16 protein-coding genes and 1 tRNA gene are annotated in these 15,979 nt (G+C 58.3%); 5 read left to right on the top strand and 12 right to left on the bottom strand.

What is annotated here, in order from left to right; translation table 11 throughout:
- Positions 1 to 85: 85 nt before the first annotated feature.
- From WNZ14_RS01940 to WNZ14_RS01925, 4 genes are all read right to left on the bottom strand, one after another.
- Entirely contained in the window at positions 86 to 865 is a 780-nt protein-coding gene (locus tag WNZ14_RS01940) for a rhomboid family intramembrane serine protease (protein WP_342866923.1), read from the bottom strand.
- A gap of 49 nt (positions 866 to 914) precedes the next feature.
- Positions 915 to 1,493: a cob(I)yrinic acid a,c-diamide adenosyltransferase gene (locus WNZ14_RS01935; RefSeq protein ID WP_342866922.1), complete on the bottom strand. Its 579-nt coding sequence runs from the start codon at positions 1,491 to 1,493 to the stop codon at positions 915 to 917.
- Between the two features lie 54 nt (positions 1,494 to 1,547).
- Complete coding sequence (locus WNZ14_RS01930) at positions 1,548 to 1,745, bottom strand: twin transmembrane helix small protein (RefSeq protein WP_152011365.1); 198 nt, start codon at positions 1,743 to 1,745, stop codon at positions 1,548 to 1,550.
- Positions 1,746 to 1,820: 75 nt separating this feature from the next.
- Positions 1,821 to 2,663, bottom strand: a complete 843-nt coding sequence (locus WNZ14_RS01925) for an SDR family oxidoreductase (RefSeq protein WP_342866921.1) — start codon at positions 2,661 to 2,663, stop codon at positions 1,821 to 1,823.
- Between the two features lie 58 nt (positions 2,664 to 2,721).
- On the opposite strand from WNZ14_RS01925, the gene WNZ14_RS01920 reads away from it, so the two are divergent.
- On the top strand, positions 2,722 to 3,627 hold the full coding sequence (locus WNZ14_RS01920) for a YihY/virulence factor BrkB family protein (protein WP_342866920.1): 906 nt from the start codon (positions 2,722 to 2,724) through the stop codon (positions 3,625 to 3,627).
- A gap of 23 nt (positions 3,628 to 3,650) precedes the next feature.
- Here WNZ14_RS01920 and gluQRS read toward each other — a convergent pair whose 3' ends face one another.
- Positions 3,651 to 4,571: a tRNA glutamyl-Q(34) synthetase GluQRS gene (gene gluQRS, locus WNZ14_RS01915; RefSeq protein WP_342866919.1), complete on the bottom strand. Its 921-nt coding sequence runs from the start codon at positions 4,569 to 4,571 to the stop codon at positions 3,651 to 3,653.
- Positions 4,572 to 4,671: 100 nt separating this feature from the next.
- Here gluQRS and WNZ14_RS01910 point away from each other — a divergent pair, with 100 nt between their 5' ends.
- A complete protein-coding gene (locus tag WNZ14_RS01910; RefSeq protein ID WP_342866918.1) occupies positions 4,672 to 5,319 on the top strand; it encodes a DNA-3-methyladenine glycosylase 2 family protein in 648 nt (215 codons plus the stop codon).
- Between the two features lie 116 nt (positions 5,320 to 5,435).
- Positions 5,436 to 5,993: an HNH endonuclease gene (locus WNZ14_RS01905; RefSeq protein WP_342866917.1), complete on the top strand. Its 558-nt coding sequence runs from the start codon at positions 5,436 to 5,438 to the stop codon at positions 5,991 to 5,993.
- Positions 5,994 to 6,001: 8 nt separating this feature from the next.
- On the opposite strand, the gene WNZ14_RS01900 is transcribed toward WNZ14_RS01905, so the two are convergent.
- Positions 6,002 to 6,526 carry a disulfide bond formation protein B gene (locus tag WNZ14_RS01900; protein ID WP_342866916.1) on the bottom strand — a complete coding sequence of 175 codons (525 nt, stop codon included), beginning with the start codon at positions 6,524 to 6,526 and terminating at the stop codon, positions 6,002 to 6,004.
- Between the two features lie 2 nt (positions 6,527 to 6,528).
- Complete coding sequence (locus WNZ14_RS01895) at positions 6,529 to 7,110, bottom strand: YqaA family protein (protein WP_342868481.1); 582 nt, start codon at positions 7,108 to 7,110, stop codon at positions 6,529 to 6,531.
- 189 nt (positions 7,111 to 7,299) lie between these two features.
- On the opposite strand from WNZ14_RS01895, the gene WNZ14_RS01890 reads away from it, so the two are divergent.
- Positions 7,300 to 7,384 (top strand) — tRNA-Leu (locus WNZ14_RS01890).
- 120 nt (positions 7,385 to 7,504) lie between these two features.
- On the opposite strand, the gene WNZ14_RS01885 is transcribed toward WNZ14_RS01890, so the two are convergent.
- Entirely contained in the window at positions 7,505 to 7,732 is a 228-nt protein-coding gene (locus tag WNZ14_RS01885) for a hypothetical protein (RefSeq protein ID WP_342866915.1), read from the bottom strand.
- A 123-nt stretch (positions 7,733 to 7,855) separates the two neighbouring features.
- Positions 7,856 to 8,356: an STAS/SEC14 domain-containing protein gene (locus WNZ14_RS01880; RefSeq protein WP_342866914.1), complete on the bottom strand. Its 501-nt coding sequence runs from the start codon at positions 8,354 to 8,356 to the stop codon at positions 7,856 to 7,858.
- Positions 8,357 to 8,566: 210 nt separating this feature from the next.
- On the opposite strand from WNZ14_RS01880, the gene WNZ14_RS01875 reads away from it, so the two are divergent.
- Positions 8,567 to 10,228 carry an AMP-binding protein gene (locus WNZ14_RS01875; RefSeq protein WP_342866913.1) on the top strand — a complete coding sequence of 554 codons (1,662 nt, stop codon included), beginning with the start codon at positions 8,567 to 8,569 and terminating at the stop codon, positions 10,226 to 10,228.
- A gap of 7 nt (positions 10,229 to 10,235) precedes the next feature.
- On the opposite strand, the gene WNZ14_RS01870 is transcribed toward WNZ14_RS01875, so the two are convergent.
- From WNZ14_RS01870 to secA, 3 genes are all read right to left on the bottom strand, one after another.
- Positions 10,236 to 11,510, bottom strand: coding sequence for a GNAT family N-acetyltransferase (locus WNZ14_RS01870; RefSeq protein WP_342866912.1), 1,275 nt, complete (start codon positions 11,508 to 11,510; stop codon positions 10,236 to 10,238).
- Between the two features lie 3 nt (positions 11,511 to 11,513).
- A complete protein-coding gene (locus WNZ14_RS01865; protein ID WP_342866911.1) occupies positions 11,514 to 12,935 on the bottom strand; it encodes a lipopolysaccharide biosynthesis protein in 1,422 nt (473 codons plus the stop codon).
- 281 nt (positions 12,936 to 13,216) lie between these two features.
- Positions 13,217 to 15,934: a preprotein translocase subunit SecA gene (gene secA, locus WNZ14_RS01860; protein WP_342866910.1), complete on the bottom strand. Its 2,718-nt coding sequence runs from the start codon at positions 15,932 to 15,934 to the stop codon at positions 13,217 to 13,219.
- Positions 15,935 to 15,979: the final 45 nt, after the last annotated feature.

Genomic DNA, 15,979 nt, shown 5'->3' with positions numbered 1-15,979 from the left:
CCAAATTCAATCGCAACAGCACAGGAGATTTTGCAATGCGAGATAAATGACGTTTACGTCCGCGTCAATTCTGGCGCTCCAGCTGCTAGCGTCCCCACTTCTGCGGCGGCGTTTGCGAGGTGGCTTTATCGGGAATGATCGGCTGGGTTTCATGGATCACTGCCTTGGGACTCTTGATGGTCCTGTCAAACAGTGGAACGCCGGAACGGCGGAAGACAAGAACCAGAACCGCACCGGCAATTATGCCGCCGATATGAGCTCCCCAAGAGACTTCGCCACCAAGGTCGGTGAAGACCATGACGAACTGCGTGCCCACCCAAAACAGAAGCGGAATGTAGGCCGGCAGTGGTAACGGGATGCGGCCCATGACAAGAACCCAGACCCTGACCCTTGGATGAAGCATGAGGTAGGCCGCGATGACCCCGGCAACAGCGCCTGAAGCGCCGATCAACGGGCCGTTCGAGTCAGGCAGAAGCAATCCGTGCATGAACGCGCCGGCGGCGGCACAGAGGAAATAGAAGATCAGAAACTTGATATGGCCCATGGCGTCTTCGACATTGTCGCCGAACACCCAGAGAAAGAGCATGTTCGAGCCGACATGGAGCAGGTTTCCGTGCAGGAAACTGTAGGTGATGTAGGTGGCATCTTCCGGCACCAGAACGAGCGAAGGTGGCAGTTCGGCGATATCGTTGACCACCGAGGGAATATAACCCAACCCAAGGAATGCGGCGTTGGTGAAGTCGCTGTCATCGCCTGCGAGGCCGGTCACCGCCCACACGAGCAAGTTGATCGCAATCAACGACCATGTGACCCATTGCAATTTGATGTGTTTGAGATCGTTGGAATCGTAGAGCGGTATGAACATCGCGCGATTTTCCTATGGGCGGGTGGCACTCAAACCATGGTGACGGACCCTAGCGGTTTTTGCCCGGAACCCAAAGCACATCCGTGCGGCCCTTGTCGTTGACCCAGCGCGCGGCGACGAAAAAGAAATCCGACAATCTGTTGGCATAGCGGATGGCAGCCGGATTGACGGTTTCGTTGTCCCTGGCTGCGAGCTCGACCATCAGCCGCTCGGCGCGGCGTGACACTGTGCGTGCCAGGTGCAGATGCGCTGAAGCCGGAGTTCCAGCCGGCAGCACAAAGGATTGGAGCGGTTCGAGATCGGCATTAAGCAGATCGATATCGGCTTCGATCCGGTCAACTTGAGCATCAACAATCCGCAAGGGCTCGTAGTCCAGTTTTTCACCGGTATCAGGCGTCGCCAGATCCGCACCAAGATCAAAGCAATCGTTCTGGATCCGCATGAGCATGGCGTCGAGGTCAGGCATGGTGACTGTGTGCAGCCGGGCCATTCCGATGACGGCGTTGGTCTCATCGATCGTACCGTAGGTTTCAATCCGCAGATCGTATTTCGGGCGCCGCTCGCCCGCCACCAGACCTGTGGTGCCGTCATCGCCGGTTCTGGTGTAAATCTTGTTGAGTTTGACCATGGAGCAAGCTTTCTGAAACTTAATGCGGGATGCGTAGCGTGAGGGTCGTCAAGGTTAGCGACCGCCGCCGGTGAGCCACAAAGTTGCGACGATCAAAACCACCGCGACAAATTGCAGCAGCACGCGCATCTGCATCAATTTGTTGGACAGGTTGCCCGAGCCGCCGCGCGCCATATTGACGAGACCGCGAACCAGCACGGCCGCTACGGCCAGCATGACGATAATGGACAGGACATAGGTTACGGACGACATCGGGCAGTTTCCTTGTGACGCATTTCGGATGGGAACATAGGGGCTTTTGCTGGCAAGTCCATCAGAGCGGTCTGATCAATCCTGCGTGGCGAGCCACGGGTAGAAAATTCGTGCAGGCAGGATTCTGCGGGCAAGGACACCCAGTTTCGCCGCACGGGTCACGGGGTAATGATACCGCGGGCGAGGCGATGTGAGGGCATGGCGCAGCACCTCGTGGACCGCTTCAGGTCCAAGTTTACCGCTGTCTGACTGTTCCTGTTTTTCGAGGCGGCGCAGCTGGGCCTGATAATCCTCAAGGTGCAGAGAGTTCTCGATGTCTATGTTGCGGTGAAAAAGCTTCAGGGCATTGGCTCTGAACTTGCTCTTGATTGCGCCGGGCTCGATCAGGCTGACATGGATGCCGCTTCCTTCAAGTTCCATAGCCAGTGTCACCGAGAGGCCTTCGAGCGCATGTTTTGAGGCGTTGTAGGCGCCACGGAACCGCATCGGGACCAGACCGAGTATAGATGAGCACTGGACAATGCGGCCGTGGCGTTGTGCCCGCATCACCGGCAGCACCCGCCGCGTCAGGTCATGCCAGCCGAAAAAGTTTGCCTCGAACTGGGCTCGCAACGCATCAACCGGGAGATCCTCGACCGCGCCGACCTGACCGTATCCGCCATTGTTGAACAGCGCATCGCAGCGTCCGCCAGTGGCTTCCATTGCTTGCGCGAAAAACGTGGCAATGCTGTCCGGATCGGCATAGTCGAGGCGATAGGCCTCAATTCCGTCGTTCCTGAGTGTCGAGATGTCTTCTTCGCTTCGAGCCGATGCAATCACATGCCAGCCCTCGGCCTTGAGCGCTCGGGCACAATAGGCGCCGATTCCGCTGGAGCAGCCCGTCACGAGGATGGTCTTTTGTTGGTTATTGCCACTCATTGCGTCATCTGCCCTGTTCTTGAGGCGATTCAAATCCCATAATCAAGCCAGGCTGACAATGCCGGTTGGGTTTGAGTGTCAGTCAGCCAAGGAGCAACCATTGCGACGCACGCGCGCTGTTATCCTCGATGCGGTTACCCATTTCAACAATGATGATGGCTGGGCGATGGCCAGTCATGTTGCATTGTCGATCCTCATGGCGCTGTTCCCGTTCATGATCTTCGGGACGGCGCTGGCGAGTTTCCTTGGCGCCAATGCCTACGCGGAAACAGCCTCGCATCTGATTTTTGATACCTGGCCCGATGCCATTGCCGCGCCGATTTCGCGCGAGGTGATCAACGTGCTGACGATCGAACGCGGCGGTTTGCTGACAGTTTCGGTGCTTGCGGCAGCCTTCTTTTCGTCCAATGGCGTCGAAGCGCTGAGAGTGTCACTCAACCGCGCCTACCGCATGACCGAAACGCGCGCCTGGTATGTCAACCGGGCGCAGAGCCTGGGATTCATTGTCATAGCAGTGATGGTGATCACCGCGATCAGCTTTCTGCTGGTGCTGGCGCCGCTGGCGCTGAAACTGGCGCGTCAGTTTGCACCATGGATGGACACGTTGATCTCTGCGGTCGACAATTGGCGGATACTCATAGCTGTATCAGTTCTGGTTACCGCCCTGGTGATGTCTCATATGTGGCTGCCCGCAGGGAAAAGGCGGCTTATGGATGTGATCCCCGGTATCGCAGTGACGCTGATTGCCTGGATCGCGGGCGCTCTGGCGTTTGCCAGTTACCTTGAGGAATTTGCGACTTACGTCTCAACCTATGCCGGGCTTGCCTCGATCATGATCGCACTGGTGTTTCTCTACATCATTGCCGCCATTTTCATTCTCGGCGCGGAAATCAATGCCGCCATTCTCAAGGCGCGGGCACGCGCACTTGCCGAGGTCAAGAAAGAGCCATCTCAAGAGACTTGATTTCTTGACGGTGCCACACGGCGTCAGTCAGGTGGAGCCAGGCCTGCCATAGCGAGAATGTCTTCCAGGGTTGCGCCCTGCTGCCGGAGTGAAGCGATGGATGTGGCCCCGTCACTCTTTGACAGTTTGCGCCCGTCCTGATCGAGCACCAGGCTATGATGGTGATAGCGGGGTGCGGGAAGGCCGAGCAGGTGCTGCAGCAAACGGTGAATCGAGGTGGCTGCGAACAGGTCCTCGCCGCGAATCACGTCGGTGACGGTCTGGAAGGCGTCATCCAGGGTCACCGAGAGATGATAGCTCGCCGGAACATCGCGCCTTGCCAGAATGACGTCACCCCACGCTTCGGGGTCAGCATTGATCTGGCCGGTCTCGTCTGCCGGTCCGGATCCGAATTCATCCCAGGAGAGCTGTGTGTCGAGACCGTTGAGCACAGACTGCATGTCCAGGCGCCAGGCATGGGCATCGCCGTCCGAGATCCTGCGGTTGCGTGCGGACTCAGATAGCGTGCGGTCATTGCCGGGGTAGTGCGGCGCACCGTCGGGATCGCGGGGCCAGAGCTGGCCAGAGCTCTCGATTTCCGACACTTTGGTCGAGATTTCCGCGCGACTGAGAAATGCAGGATAGAGCAGTCCGAGCTTGCGCAATTCGGACAGCGCCGCTTGATACTCTTCGAAGTGATCCGACTGGCGCCGAACCGGGCTTGGCCATTCGATACCGAGCCAGGCGAGGTCTTCCATGATGGCGGCCTCGAATTCGGGCCGCGCACGGGTGGTGTCGATGTCTTCAATGCGCAGCAGGAAGGTGCCATCATGGGCATTCGCGAAGCTCCTGTTCAACATGGCAGACCTTGCATGTCCAACATGCAGCAACCCGTTGGGGCTGGGAGCAAAGCGGACGGTAGGTGCGCTGAAGCGCGGCTTGGCTGTGGTGTTGTCGTTTGGCATGGTGTTTCATGTCATTTTTCGCGAAGCTCGTCACGATACTCGTCACCGGACTGGGTGTTGAGCCGCATCATCGGGCTCAAACAAAAGCAGGAAGCCAGGCATGCGCCGTGTCGACAGCACTGACGATATCGCCGAGGGCCTCACTGTCCTGGCGCAGTCTGATCCGCGGCTCGCCCGGGCGATCGAACTTGCCGGGCCGGTGCCGTTGCGGCGGAAGCCGCCGGGCTACGCGGCGCTGGCCGAGATTATCCTTTCGCAGATGGTTTCCAAGGCGAGCGCCAATGCGCTGTGGCGGAAGCTGGAATTGGCGGCCGGCGAAATCAGCCCGGCGGCGATCCTGGCGCTAAGCCCGGAGGCGCTTCGCCAGGCCGGGCTTTCGCGGGCCAAGGCGGAGACGCTTTTCCGGGTGGGGTCAGCGGTGCTGGCGGGCGAGCTTGATCTTGAGCATCTGTGCAATCTTGAGGGACGGACTGCTATCCGCACAATGACAGCGATCAAGGGCGTTGGGCCGTGGACCGCAGAGGTTTATCTGTTGTTCTGCGCCGGACATCCCGATGTGTTCCCGTCCGGCGATGTGGCGCTGCAGGCTGCTGCGGCCCATGCTTTGGGTATGGAGGGGCGACCCAGCTTAAGGGATCTGTCTGTTCTGGCAGAAGAGTGGAGCCCTTGGCGTGGTGTCGCCGCCAGGCTGTTGTGGGCTTATTATGCCGCAGTTATGCGTCGCGATGCGACCCCTGTCGAAGGCTGAAGACAGCCCCCGGTACGGATAAAAACGATTCGAAAATCAAGTGCTTCACAATCCTGTCACGTCCAGCCTAATATGGTCTCCGCAGATGCCGAATCGCTATCTCTCAGGAGAACAAGTTGACGATTTTTGTATCCCCGCAGTCCTTGCCAGCGCTCGTGTTGAACGCTGATTACAGACCACTGAGTTACTACCCGCTGTCACTGTGGTCGTGGCAGGACGCAGTCAAGGCTGTGTTCCTCGATCGCGTGCAGATCGTTGCCGAATATGATCACGCGGTTTCATCGCCCACCTTCTCGATGCGCTTGCCAAGCGTGGTTTGTCTGAAGACCTATATCAAACCATCGCGGTTCCCGGCATTCACGCGTTTCAACCTGTTCCTGCGTGACCGTTTTGAGTGCCAGTATTGCGGCTCGCCCGATGAACTGACGTTCGATCACGTCATCCCTCGGCGCTGCGGTGGAGAAACAACCTGGGAAAATGTGGTGGCGGCCTGTTCGCCCTGCAATCTCAGGAAGGGTGGGGCCATGCCCAAGCAGGCTGGCATGATACCGCAGCAAAAGCCCTATCGGCCGAGCGTGCAGGATCTGCACAACAACGGACGCATGTTCCCGCCAAACTTTCTGCATGAAAGCTGGATGGACTATCTCTATTGGGATGTTGAGCTGCAGCCGTGATCGGCTGCTCAGCCTTTGATTGATGCGCCGCGCAGCGCGATGGCTGCCAGCGCCGCGCTTGCTAGCACGTTCCATCCGGCGAATGACAGACCGAGCACGCGCAGAGCCGCCGAATCACAGGATGGAGGCTTCTTCGAGCTGAGATCGCCAAGCAGGGATCCGGCATCCTTGGTCACGGCATCAGCCGAAGTCGCGCAGGACGCAGGGCCTTCCCACCAATGCCATTCGACGCCGGAATGGTAGACGCCGAGGTAAAGCCCGTAAAGCATCAGCAATCCGCCGACAGCGAGCAATCCGCGCACGACCCATGACGGTCCGCCTGCTCTGGAAATGAGGGCTGCGACCAGCATCAGCGGTACGCCGATATAGTAGGGTATGCGCTGTTCCAGGCACAGCGCGCACGGGATGTAGCCGCCGATATGCTCAAAACCCAGCGCTGTGCCGACCACCAGCGCCATCGCCATAGCAAGGAAAAGTGCGGTCATCGTCCGGGTGCGGATGGCAGCGGACGAAGTCAGGTCAGAAGTTGTCATGGTCAGAACACATATTTGATTGCATAAAATCCACCCAGCAGGAGGACCATAAACAGGGTGAAAAGAAGGCCGAGGTATTTTTCGATGAACAGCCGAATAGGTTTGCCGAATTTCGACAATAGCCAGGTGACCAGGAAAAACCGGAAGGCGCGACCGATGACGCTGACCGTGGCGAACACGACCAGATTGAGCCCGGTGACGCCTGAAAATATGGTCAGCACCTTGTAGGGAAACGGGGTAATCGCGGCAAACAGCACACCCCAGCCGCCCCAGGTGTTGTACCATTCTGAAATCTTCTCGAATTTATCCGCGGCGCCGTAGGTTTCGAGGATCCAGGCACCGATGCTCTCGTAAAGAAACATGCCGATGGCGTAGCCGACAAAGGCGCCAATGACCGACGCAACTGTGCAGATCACGGCGAACCGGACCCAACTGCGCGGCTTTGACAGCGTCATCGGAATCAGCAGCACATCGGGCGGGATCGGGAAGAACGAGCTTTCGGCAAATGAGACGCTGAAAAGCGCTTTCTCGGCATGACGGGTGGCCGCCAGCGACATGGTCCAGTCATAGAGTCTGCGAAGCAGGAGCATGGGAGGCCTTCTTTTCCAAGCAGCAACGCCAGCCTTCTAGGGCGAAAGTGTTGCGGGGTAAACCGCACGATGGCGTTACTGTCGCCAATATCATTCTATGTGGCCCGGATGTTGAAAAAGCGTTTGACCGGAGAAAATCGCTGACTATAGTCCCGCCGTCCGCACCGGTTCACCCGGCAGGATGCCCCTTTGGCGGAATTGGTAGACGCGCCGCACTCAAAATGCGGTTCCGAAAGGAGTTCCGGTTCGAGTCCGGAAGGGGGCACCACCTCTCTGAAAGCCTTGTTCAAGTAGTTTGCGCTTGCGGCACTTTGCTGCCCGCGTGCTTCTGGTTTGTGACGATCAACATTGCAGGCGGGGAGATCAGCTTTCGCGCAATGGGTGTTGACTAGTCCCTGTAGTGATTGTCAAGATATTGAATCCAATGCTCAAAATCGCCTTCAAGGGCATGCAGATCGCGATTGACCTCTTCTTTGATGCCGCCCCACACCGTGTCATCCGTTTCGGTCAGTTTCCTCGTGAGCTCACCCGATTTGCTGCGGATCGCGTCTGCTTTGTCTGATACATCAGGGACTGGCGTCCTGGCGCCGAAGATCACGCCGAGCTTTTCTGCCAATCGTTTTTCAACGGCTTGGATTCTCTCAAGCGTTTCCGAAATGTTTTGCTTTCGTTCATCAGGTGAAACTCCATTTTGTCATTGCCAGGATTCGGCATCTGGGCGACTGGCCGTCGCGGCAGATCAAGTCCCAACCCATTGCCAGGCTTCATCCCCATGGCCGGCATCGAAAACCCTTATCTCGCCCTTCATCAGAATTGCGCTTAGTTTGACGCTCCAGGCGACCCATGCCGGGCCGCCGACCACAGCCAGTTTTCCGAAATCGGCTTGGTGCATGAGGCCGTAAGAGGCGTCGTCCCATGCGGCCTCCAAATCCCAGCCTTCAAAGCCTTCATCCATGAGGAAGACGAGGTTGAGCTTTCCGTGTTCCTTGAACAGCTTAGTCAAACGCGGAATCAGAACGGTTTCATAGTCCGCTTTCGTCAGCTTGCCGGTGGCACGAATGCCAATTGTATTGCCGCTGCTTTCATTCAAGAACTCGATCATTGGTTTGTCGCCTCTTGCCGCAGAAAAGTGTTCCCGACACCCAATCGCTTGTCTTCCGGACGCATGGGAGAACAGAGCTTGGGCTTGTTGCCGATGTGAAAGGATAGCCTGATCCTGTTTTGCTGCCTTGATGGACATCAATCCGGATCAGCCTGTGGGTGCTGATAGTCGCCGCCGCCATGATAACTGGTCGATACCATCACTCTACTGGAACCGAACCTGCGCTAAAAATGCTGGGCCTCTTCATTCCGGGATCAGCGCCTGATAGGGATTGCCCACATATGCTGTCTTGCCGCCGAGCAGCCTTTCTGCGGGCGGTTCAGGGCTTTAGCGCAAGGATTTTTGCTCATGTTGTTGCCAGCCGGAGAAACTCTTGAAGATATTGCCGCACGATTTTGGTGGGATGTGCCTGAGTTTTTCAACATTGGCCGTGCGGTGTCGGATGACTGGGCTGCACGCGAGCCGGGCCGCGTCTGTCTCGAACATTTCAATCCTGATGGTCCGCCGGATCAGCTCACTTATGATGGCCTCGCACGACGCTCCAATGCATTTGCCCGGGGATTGAAGTCTCTGGGCGTCGAGGCTGGCGACCGGGTGGCGCTGATGCTGCCACAGGGGTTCGAAACGGCAATCGCGCATGTGGCGATTTACAAGCTGGGTGGCATTGCAGTGCCGCTTGCGCTGTTGTTCGGGGTGGAAGCCATTGAACACCGTCTTTCCGCTTCGGGCGCAAAGGTCCTGGTGACGACGCCCAACGGGCAGGAGAAGGTCTCGGCGATCAGGGAACGGCTGACCGACCTTGAAGCCCTCGTGGTTGCTGGTCTCGGCGATGATGGTGCGGCGGATACAGTCAGTTTCGACGGGCTTGAAAACGGTCATTCCGACGCTCCTGTTGCGGTTGAGACCCGGGCTGATGATCCCACGCTGATGATTTTCACATCCGGAACCACCGGCCCGCCCAAGGGCGCGCTCCACGGGCACCGTGTGCTGATCGGTCATATTCCCGGGGTCCAGATCCATCACGAATTCATGCCACAGCCCGGGGACAAGCTCTGGACGCCCGCCGATTGGGCCTGGGCTGGAGGGTTGCTCAATGTGTTGCTGCCGGGATTGCTGCTCGGCGTGCCGGTGGTGTCGTCGCAGGCGCAGAAATTCGATCCGGAATTGGCCTACCGGATCATGGCCGAGATGAATGTCCGCAATGCCTTTATCCCACCAACGGCGCTCAGAATCATGCGCACGGTTTCAGATCCGCTGTCACGTCACAGCCTCGATTTGCGCACTGTCGGATCGGGTGGCGAGGCGCTGGGGCGGGAGACCTATGAGTGGGCGCAAAAGGTTCTGGGCCTGACCATCAACGAGTTCTACGGCCAGACAGAGTGCAATCTGGTGCTGGCCTCCAGTGTGATGCTCGGCGTCAGCCGCGGCGGGGCAATCGGCAAACCGGTGCCCGGCCACGAGGTGGCGGTGATCGACGATGAGGGCAACATTGTGCCGGATGGCACGTCGGGTCAGATTGCCGTCCGGCGTCCGGACCCGGTGATGTTTCTGGGCTACTGGCGCAACGAGGCCGCGACGGACGCCAAGTTCATTGGCGACTGGATGATCACCGGAGATCAGGGCGTGCGCGACGCGGAAGGGTACTTCTCGTTCTTCGGCCGCGATGATGATGTCATCACGTCGTCGGGCTACCGGATCGGACCGGGTGAAATCGAGGATTGTCTGACCGGTCATCCTGCTGTGGCGCTCGCGGCTGTGGTCGGCAAACCGGATCCGATGCGCACTGAAATCGTCAAGGCCTATATCGTGGTGGCGCCCGGGATCACACCCGACGCTGAACTCACCGAGTCCGTGCGCGAATGGGTCAAGACGCGGTTGTCTGCGCACGAGTATCCAAGAGAGATCGAATTTGTCGACAGCCTGCCGCTGACCACGACGGGCAAGGTCATCCGCCGGATCCTGAGGGATCAGGCGATTGCCGAGGCCAGGAAGAGCGCCACATCTGACTGAAGCCTGGTCAGCGTTTGGCCATGCCGCGGATCTTCTCCCGCAGGAGGCGGGCGATGTTGCGGGTGTTGCGGTAGATGTGGAGCTGGGTCGCTACCTGGCGGACATCGCGGTCATGTTTGGGAGCAAGGCCAATGACCATGGTGCCCATGTTCTCACGCTCCGACCACATGCGGCTCATGATCGGATGGTCCGGCACTGCGCAGGAGTCCGTGCGGCGGATGTTGAGGTCATCGAGATGCCACTCCGTCAGCCTGTCGACCAACAGCTTGCCTGGCGAATAGCGGGCCCATTCTTCGTTATAGGCGGTTTTCCAGGTCCAGGCTTCGCCTGCTGAAACGAATACGATCATCGAGGCGATGGCCTCGCCATTTAGCGCCATAGAGTGAATGCGCACACTGTCGGTCTCGGCCAGACTGTTGATGGCTTCCCGGGCAAAGGCCGCGCGGTAGCGATCCGAGACCATTGACGATTTCCGTCGGCCTTTCCAACCGGTGTCTTCAAGCGTCAGGAATTCCTCGAGGTGATAGCGGATTTCTTCAGGCTGGCGGGCAACCATGTAGCTCAGTTCGCCATGTTCGGACAGTCTGCGCCACTGCCGACGCATTTCACGACGGTGATGGGGAGACATGGATTTGGCGAGATAATCGTCGGCATCCAGCGTGCTGTCGAGGAACGGCCGCTGGGCCTGGTCGGTGACAGAGACCGAAAGGCTGCGGGACATTGCGACAGCACGCAGGAGGCCCGCGACTGGCCCATCGAGCCGCATATCGGGAAGCACGAGGATGCCCGGCAGCCCCATATCAGGACGCGCAAGGCCTTCCAGCATGTTGTCGAGCGTTTCGGCCGCGTCTTCGCGATCCAGAAGGGGAGTGCCCAATGGACCAAACGGATTGGCCCAGGCGCGGATGATGGATGCGCCAACGGAAAAACCCGGCTTTTCGACCGAAAACGGCAGCAGCATGCGCATGCGGGAATGGTTTTCGGTTTCGTCACGCATCAGCATGAGGCGGATGACCCGGTCTTCCAGCCTTGGCATCGCGGGGGCCAGGAAGCGGCCAGCAAAGAAAACGTTGGGTTCGAGCGCACGGTTGGTCAGGAAATCGAGTTCTTCCTGCAATTCATAGCCAGCGCGCGCCGGATAGATTGTCAGATGCCGTCCCTCACGACCAACGGCGACCTCGCGTTCTGCCAAGGGCCGACCGGATTCCACATCGGCAAATTCACCGATCAGTGCATTGGCCTGGCTTCCGACCTCTTCCTGAACAATGGGACTGGAGGCCATGGCTTATCTCGCCTCTGTGGAAGAAGCGTCGCGCCCCGACACTGGAGCGGCGGCTATGAACATGATGATGCCCAGTCGCCGCCTGACGATCAGGTGGAGCAGACCAGCCTCAATCATCATTGCGCCAGCCGTGGCTGTTGCTGCGCCGTGTAGACCCCATACGGGAATCAAAAGGACATTGAGAGCAAGATTTGCCGCGAGCGCCGTAGCATAGATTGTTGCGCAGATCTTGAGTTCACCCGCCATGGTCAGAAGCACCTCGCCGGGGCCGATCATTGCTTTGGCGATAATGCCTGCAAACAGAATGACCATGATCATATGGCCTTCCTGAAAGCTTGGGCCAAACAGCGACAACAGGAATGGTCCTGCGGCGATGACCAGTGCACCCACCAGCAGTGAGGGCCAGAAGGTCCACTGCACTGTCTGCTTGGCAAAGGAAGCCAGAGCCATGCGGTCCGCGCCTGAAACGAGTGTCGAGAAGCGCTGAGCGGCTGCTGCCTTGACGGCAAAATAGACGAAATGCACCAGGGCCATGGTCTTGGCCGCGGCGAAATAGACCGCCACCTTTTCGGGGGGGAGGTAAATACCGACGACAATGACATCGGCATTGGTGAGCATGAAGTAGAAACCTTCGATCAGGAAGATCGGAAAGGCCACCATCAACCAGGTCTTGAAATGGATCTCCAGGCGCTGTGCGGGAAACCGCTTTCTAAGCCGGGTTGTCATCACCAGAAACTGGGCCAGCGTGGTGAAATAGGTTGCAGCAAGAGCAGCTATGATGGCGGTATTGGCATCGGCCATGCGGCCAAGCCAGATGGCACCGGCGACGAAGGTCAGGATGAGCAGGGGGCGGACAATATAGGTCGGGCTGAGGGCGTGAACGGGCCAGCCATTTGCCCTTGCGGTTCCATCCAGTACGTCGCCCAACGCTATCATTGGCAGCACGAAGGCGCCGACGAAAAGCGGCTGGACGTAGTGGGATTCGATCCGGTCGCCCAGGAAATGAAGTGCTGCGATGCCTGTGCCCGCGATCAGTGTTGCCGACACCATCGAGAATATCCTCGCGGTCACGGCTAGGCCGAGCACTGCCTCATCGGCGCCTGCAGAGCGGTACTGCGGCAGAAAGCGGATGACGGCGGTGTGAAATCCGAGACAGGAGAGGTTGCCTAGGATAATTGCAATGACCCAGACGAACACGAACACACCGTATTGGAAATCACCCATCAGCCGAGCCAGGATGATCTGGGAGGCGAACGCAATGGCTGCGCTGAAGATGCGGATGGCGAAGGCAATCATCGCCATTCGCTGCGCGACGCTGGTGCCGTCGGTCGCAGTCGCAATCGTGGAGAGCCGATCAAACACCGGCGTCAGCCGCGCCACGTAGCGCGGAGGCAACAATCTGCCAGCGGTGTCGATCAACGTCATGGTCAGGCTTCAATCCCGTTATTGTGGCGCCACACTGTCATGGCGACGTTAAGAAACGGTTTGACCCCATCCTCCAACAATCACGGATTGTGGCTGTTTTGAGCCTGATCGTGGTCTGCACCTGTGCCATTGTCGTTGTATTAGCTAGGCATTGATTGAAATTCGGGTCTGAAAGTCTGAAGCCGTGCCCGGTCCCGGCTGGTGTCAAAAGCCAGCTACGGGCGAAAAAACCGGGATCGACATTGGCGATCCCGGCCTATTTCAGATGCTACGGTCGACGATCAGTAGGCGCCGTGGCAATGCTTGTACTTCTTGCCTGATCCACAGGGGCAGGCTTCGTTTCGCCCAACCTTGCCCCATGTGGATTCGTCAGCGGGATCGCGGTTTTCAGGGGCCACGATGCCAAGACCCGACTGTGAATCCGTATCGGTGAATTCGTCGTCGCCGGTGGTGGCATCGATGTGGTGCGCTTCCATACCCTCAGGCAACTCAGGCTCTGGCGTCGTCGCTGCCTCGCGGACGATCTCCACCCGCATCAATTGGGACATGACGGCCTGGCGCAGGTTGGCGAGCAGTGCCTGGAACAGCTCAAAGGCTTCGGACTTGTATTCCTGCAACGGATCGCGCTGTGCATAGCCGCGGAAACCGACGACTGAGCGAAGGTGATCGAGGTTGACCAGGTGTTCGCGCCACAGGTGATCAAGTGTCTGAAGAACAACAGATTTCTCCACGTAAGTCATGACTTCCGCGCCAAACCTTTCGGCTCTTTCCTTGGAGAGATTGTCTGCGGCTTCGACAATGCGGGTGTGGATGTCGTCTTCGGCGATACCTTCTTCGGCAGCCCATTGCTCGATGGGGAGATCAAGGTTGAGATAGGCTTGCACGCCCTTCTTGAGCTCGTCGACATTCCATTGCTCGGCGTAGGCCCGCTCGGGAATGTGAAGCTTGACCAGCCCGTCGATCACTTCATTGCGCATGTCCTCGATGGTTTCGGAAATCGATTCCGAGTCCATAAGTTCCTTGCGCTGCTCGAACACCACCTTGCGCTGGTCGTTCATCACGTCATCAAATTTGAGCAGGTTCTTGCGGATGTCGAAGTTGCGCGCCTCGACCTTTTTCTGCGCCCGCTCAAGCGCCTTGTTGATCCAGGGGTGGATGATCGGCTCGCCTTCCTTGAGACCAAGGGTCTTGAGCATGCCGTCCATGCGCTCGGAGCCGAAAATGCGCATCAGATCGTCTTGCAGCGACAGGAAGAACTTGGAGCGGCCCGGGTCACCCTGACGGCCGGAACGGCCACGCAGCTGGTTGTCGATGCGCCGGCTCTCATGCCGCTCGGTGGCCAGAACGTAGAGGCCTCCGGCCGCCAGGGCCTCGTCCTTCAGCGCCTGGATCTCGGCACGGATGACCTTGACCTTTTCCTCCCGCTCGGGACCTTCGGGCATGTCGCCAAGTTCCTGGGCGATCCGCATGTCGGCGTTGCCGCCGAGCTGGATGTCGGTACCGCGGCCGGCCATGTTGGTGGCGATGGTGACCGCGCCGGGGACGCCAGCCTGGGAGACGATGTAGGCTTCCTGCTCGTGATAGCGGGCGTTGAGCACCTTGAAGTCCTCGACGCCTGCCTTGCGCAGCAGTTCGGCCAGTATTTCGGACTTGTCGATCGACGTGGTGCCCACCAGAACCGGCTGCTTTTTCTCACGCGACTGTTTGATGTCGTCGATAATGGCCTGATATTTTTCCTCGACGGTGCGGTAGACCTCGTCGTCTTCGTCAAGACGGGCAATCGGCACATTGGTCGGCACTTCGACCACTTCCAGCCCGTAAATGTCACCAAACTCCTCGGCCTCGGTGGAGGCCGTACCGGTCATGCCGCCGAGCTTAGAATACATGCGGAAATAGTTCTGGAAGGTGATCGATGCCAGCGTCTGGTTTTCCGGCTGGATCTTGACGCCTTCCTTGGCTTCAAGCGCCTGATGCTGGCCTTCGGAATAGCGGCGTCCCGGCATCATGCGTCCGGTGAATTCGTCGATGATGACGATCTCGTCATTGCGGACTATGTAATCCTTGTCGCGAGTGAACAGCCGGTGCGCCTTCAGGGCGTTGTTGATGTGGTGGACAACAGAGACGTTCTCGACATCGTAAAGCGATTCACCCTTGAGCATGTCGGCTTCCGTGAGCATGCCTTCAAGCTTTTCAGTACCGGATTCGGTGAAGGTCGCGGAGCGCTGCTTTTCGTCGATTTCGTAATCGTCGGGTTCAAGCTTCTGGATCAGCGTATCAATGCTGTTGTAGAGATCCGAGCGGTCATCGAGCGGACCGGAGATGATCAACGGTGTGCGGGCCTCGTCGACAAGAATGGAGTCCACTTCGTCGACGATAGCGAAGTTGTGTCCGCGCTGTACCATCTGGGCGCGGTCATACTTCATGTTGTCGCGCAAATAGTCGAAGCCGAGCTCGTTGTTGGTGGCGTAGGTGATGTCGCAGGCATAGGCTTCGCGACGCTCGTCGTCGTCCATGCCATGGGTAATGATGCCTGTGGTCATTCCTAGAAAGCCGTAGATCTTGGCCATCCATTCGGCGTCACGCCGCGCCAGATAGTCGTTGACCGTCACCACATGAACACCGTCGCTGGACAAGGCATTCAGATAAACCGGCAAGGTCGCGACAAGTGTCTTGCCTTCACCGGTCTTCATTTCCGCAATGGAATTTTCGTTGAGGATCATGCCGCCAATCAGCTGCACGTCGAATGGCCTGAGCCCGATGGCGCGTCGGGCTGCCTCGCGCACGGTTGCAAAGGCTGGCACCATAAGGTCGTCCAGTTTTGTTCCTGCTGCGAGCTGCTCACGGAATTCTACCGTCTTGGCCGCCAACTCAGCATCGCTAAGACCTGCGAGTTCAGCTTCCAGAGCATTGATCGCGTCAACTTTTGGCTGGTAGGCCCGGATCCGGCGATCATTTGACGAGCCGAAAATCTTGCGGGCGATTGCGCCGAACTTGACCATTTCAATGGTCCTTTCTTGAGGCTGCACGGTCTGCAGTGTTGAAAA

Origin of the sequence: Hoeflea sp. AS60 (genome assembly GCF_038900115.1) — a bacterium.
Taxonomy (GTDB): Bacteria; Pseudomonadota; Alphaproteobacteria; order Rhizobiales; family Rhizobiaceae; genus Hoeflea.
Note: the sequence above shows the minus strand (reverse complement) of the source record. Positions and strands in the feature narration are given on the sequence as shown.

What these genes read in the sequence shown, in the direction of transcription:
- WNZ14_RS01940 (WP_342866923.1), bottom strand. Translation starts at nt 865, where the DNA reads ATGTTCATACCGCTCTACGATTCCAACGATCTCAAACACATCAAATTG.
- WNZ14_RS01935 (WP_342866922.1), bottom strand. Translation starts at nt 1,493, where the DNA reads ATGGTCAAACTCAACAAGATTTACACCAGAACCGGCGATGACGGCACC.
- WNZ14_RS01930 (WP_152011365.1), bottom strand. Translation starts at nt 1,745, where the DNA reads ATGTCGTCCGTAACCTATGTCCTGTCCATTATCGTCATGCTGGCCGTA.
- WNZ14_RS01925 (WP_342866921.1), bottom strand. Translation starts at nt 2,663, where the DNA reads ATGAGTGGCAATAACCAACAAAAGACCATCCTCGTGACGGGCTGCTCC.
- WNZ14_RS01920 (WP_342866920.1), top strand. Translation starts at nt 2,722, where the DNA reads ATGCCGGTTGGGTTTGAGTGTCAGTCAGCCAAGGAGCAACCATTGCGA.
- gluQRS (WP_342866919.1), bottom strand. Translation starts at nt 4,571, where the DNA reads ATGCCAAACGACAACACCACAGCCAAGCCGCGCTTCAGCGCACCTACC.
- WNZ14_RS01910 (WP_342866918.1), top strand. Translation starts at nt 4,672, where the DNA reads ATGCGCCGTGTCGACAGCACTGACGATATCGCCGAGGGCCTCACTGTC.
- WNZ14_RS01900 (WP_342866916.1), bottom strand. Translation starts at nt 6,526, where the DNA reads ATGACAACTTCTGACCTGACTTCGTCCGCTGCCATCCGCACCCGGACG.
- WNZ14_RS01880 (WP_342866914.1), bottom strand. Translation starts at nt 8,356, where the DNA reads ATGTCCATCAAGGCAGCAAAACAGGATCAGGCTATCCTTTCACATCGG.
- WNZ14_RS01875 (WP_342866913.1), top strand. Translation starts at nt 8,567, where the DNA reads ATGTTGTTGCCAGCCGGAGAAACTCTTGAAGATATTGCCGCACGATTT.
- WNZ14_RS01870 (WP_342866912.1), bottom strand. Translation starts at nt 11,510, where the DNA reads ATGGCCTCCAGTCCCATTGTTCAGGAAGAGGTCGGAAGCCAGGCCAAT.
- WNZ14_RS01865 (WP_342866911.1), bottom strand. Translation starts at nt 12,935, where the DNA reads ATGACGTTGATCGACACCGCTGGCAGATTGTTGCCTCCGCGCTACGTG.
- secA (WP_342866910.1), bottom strand. Translation starts at nt 15,934, where the DNA reads ATGGTCAAGTTCGGCGCAATCGCCCGCAAGATTTTCGGCTCGTCAAAT.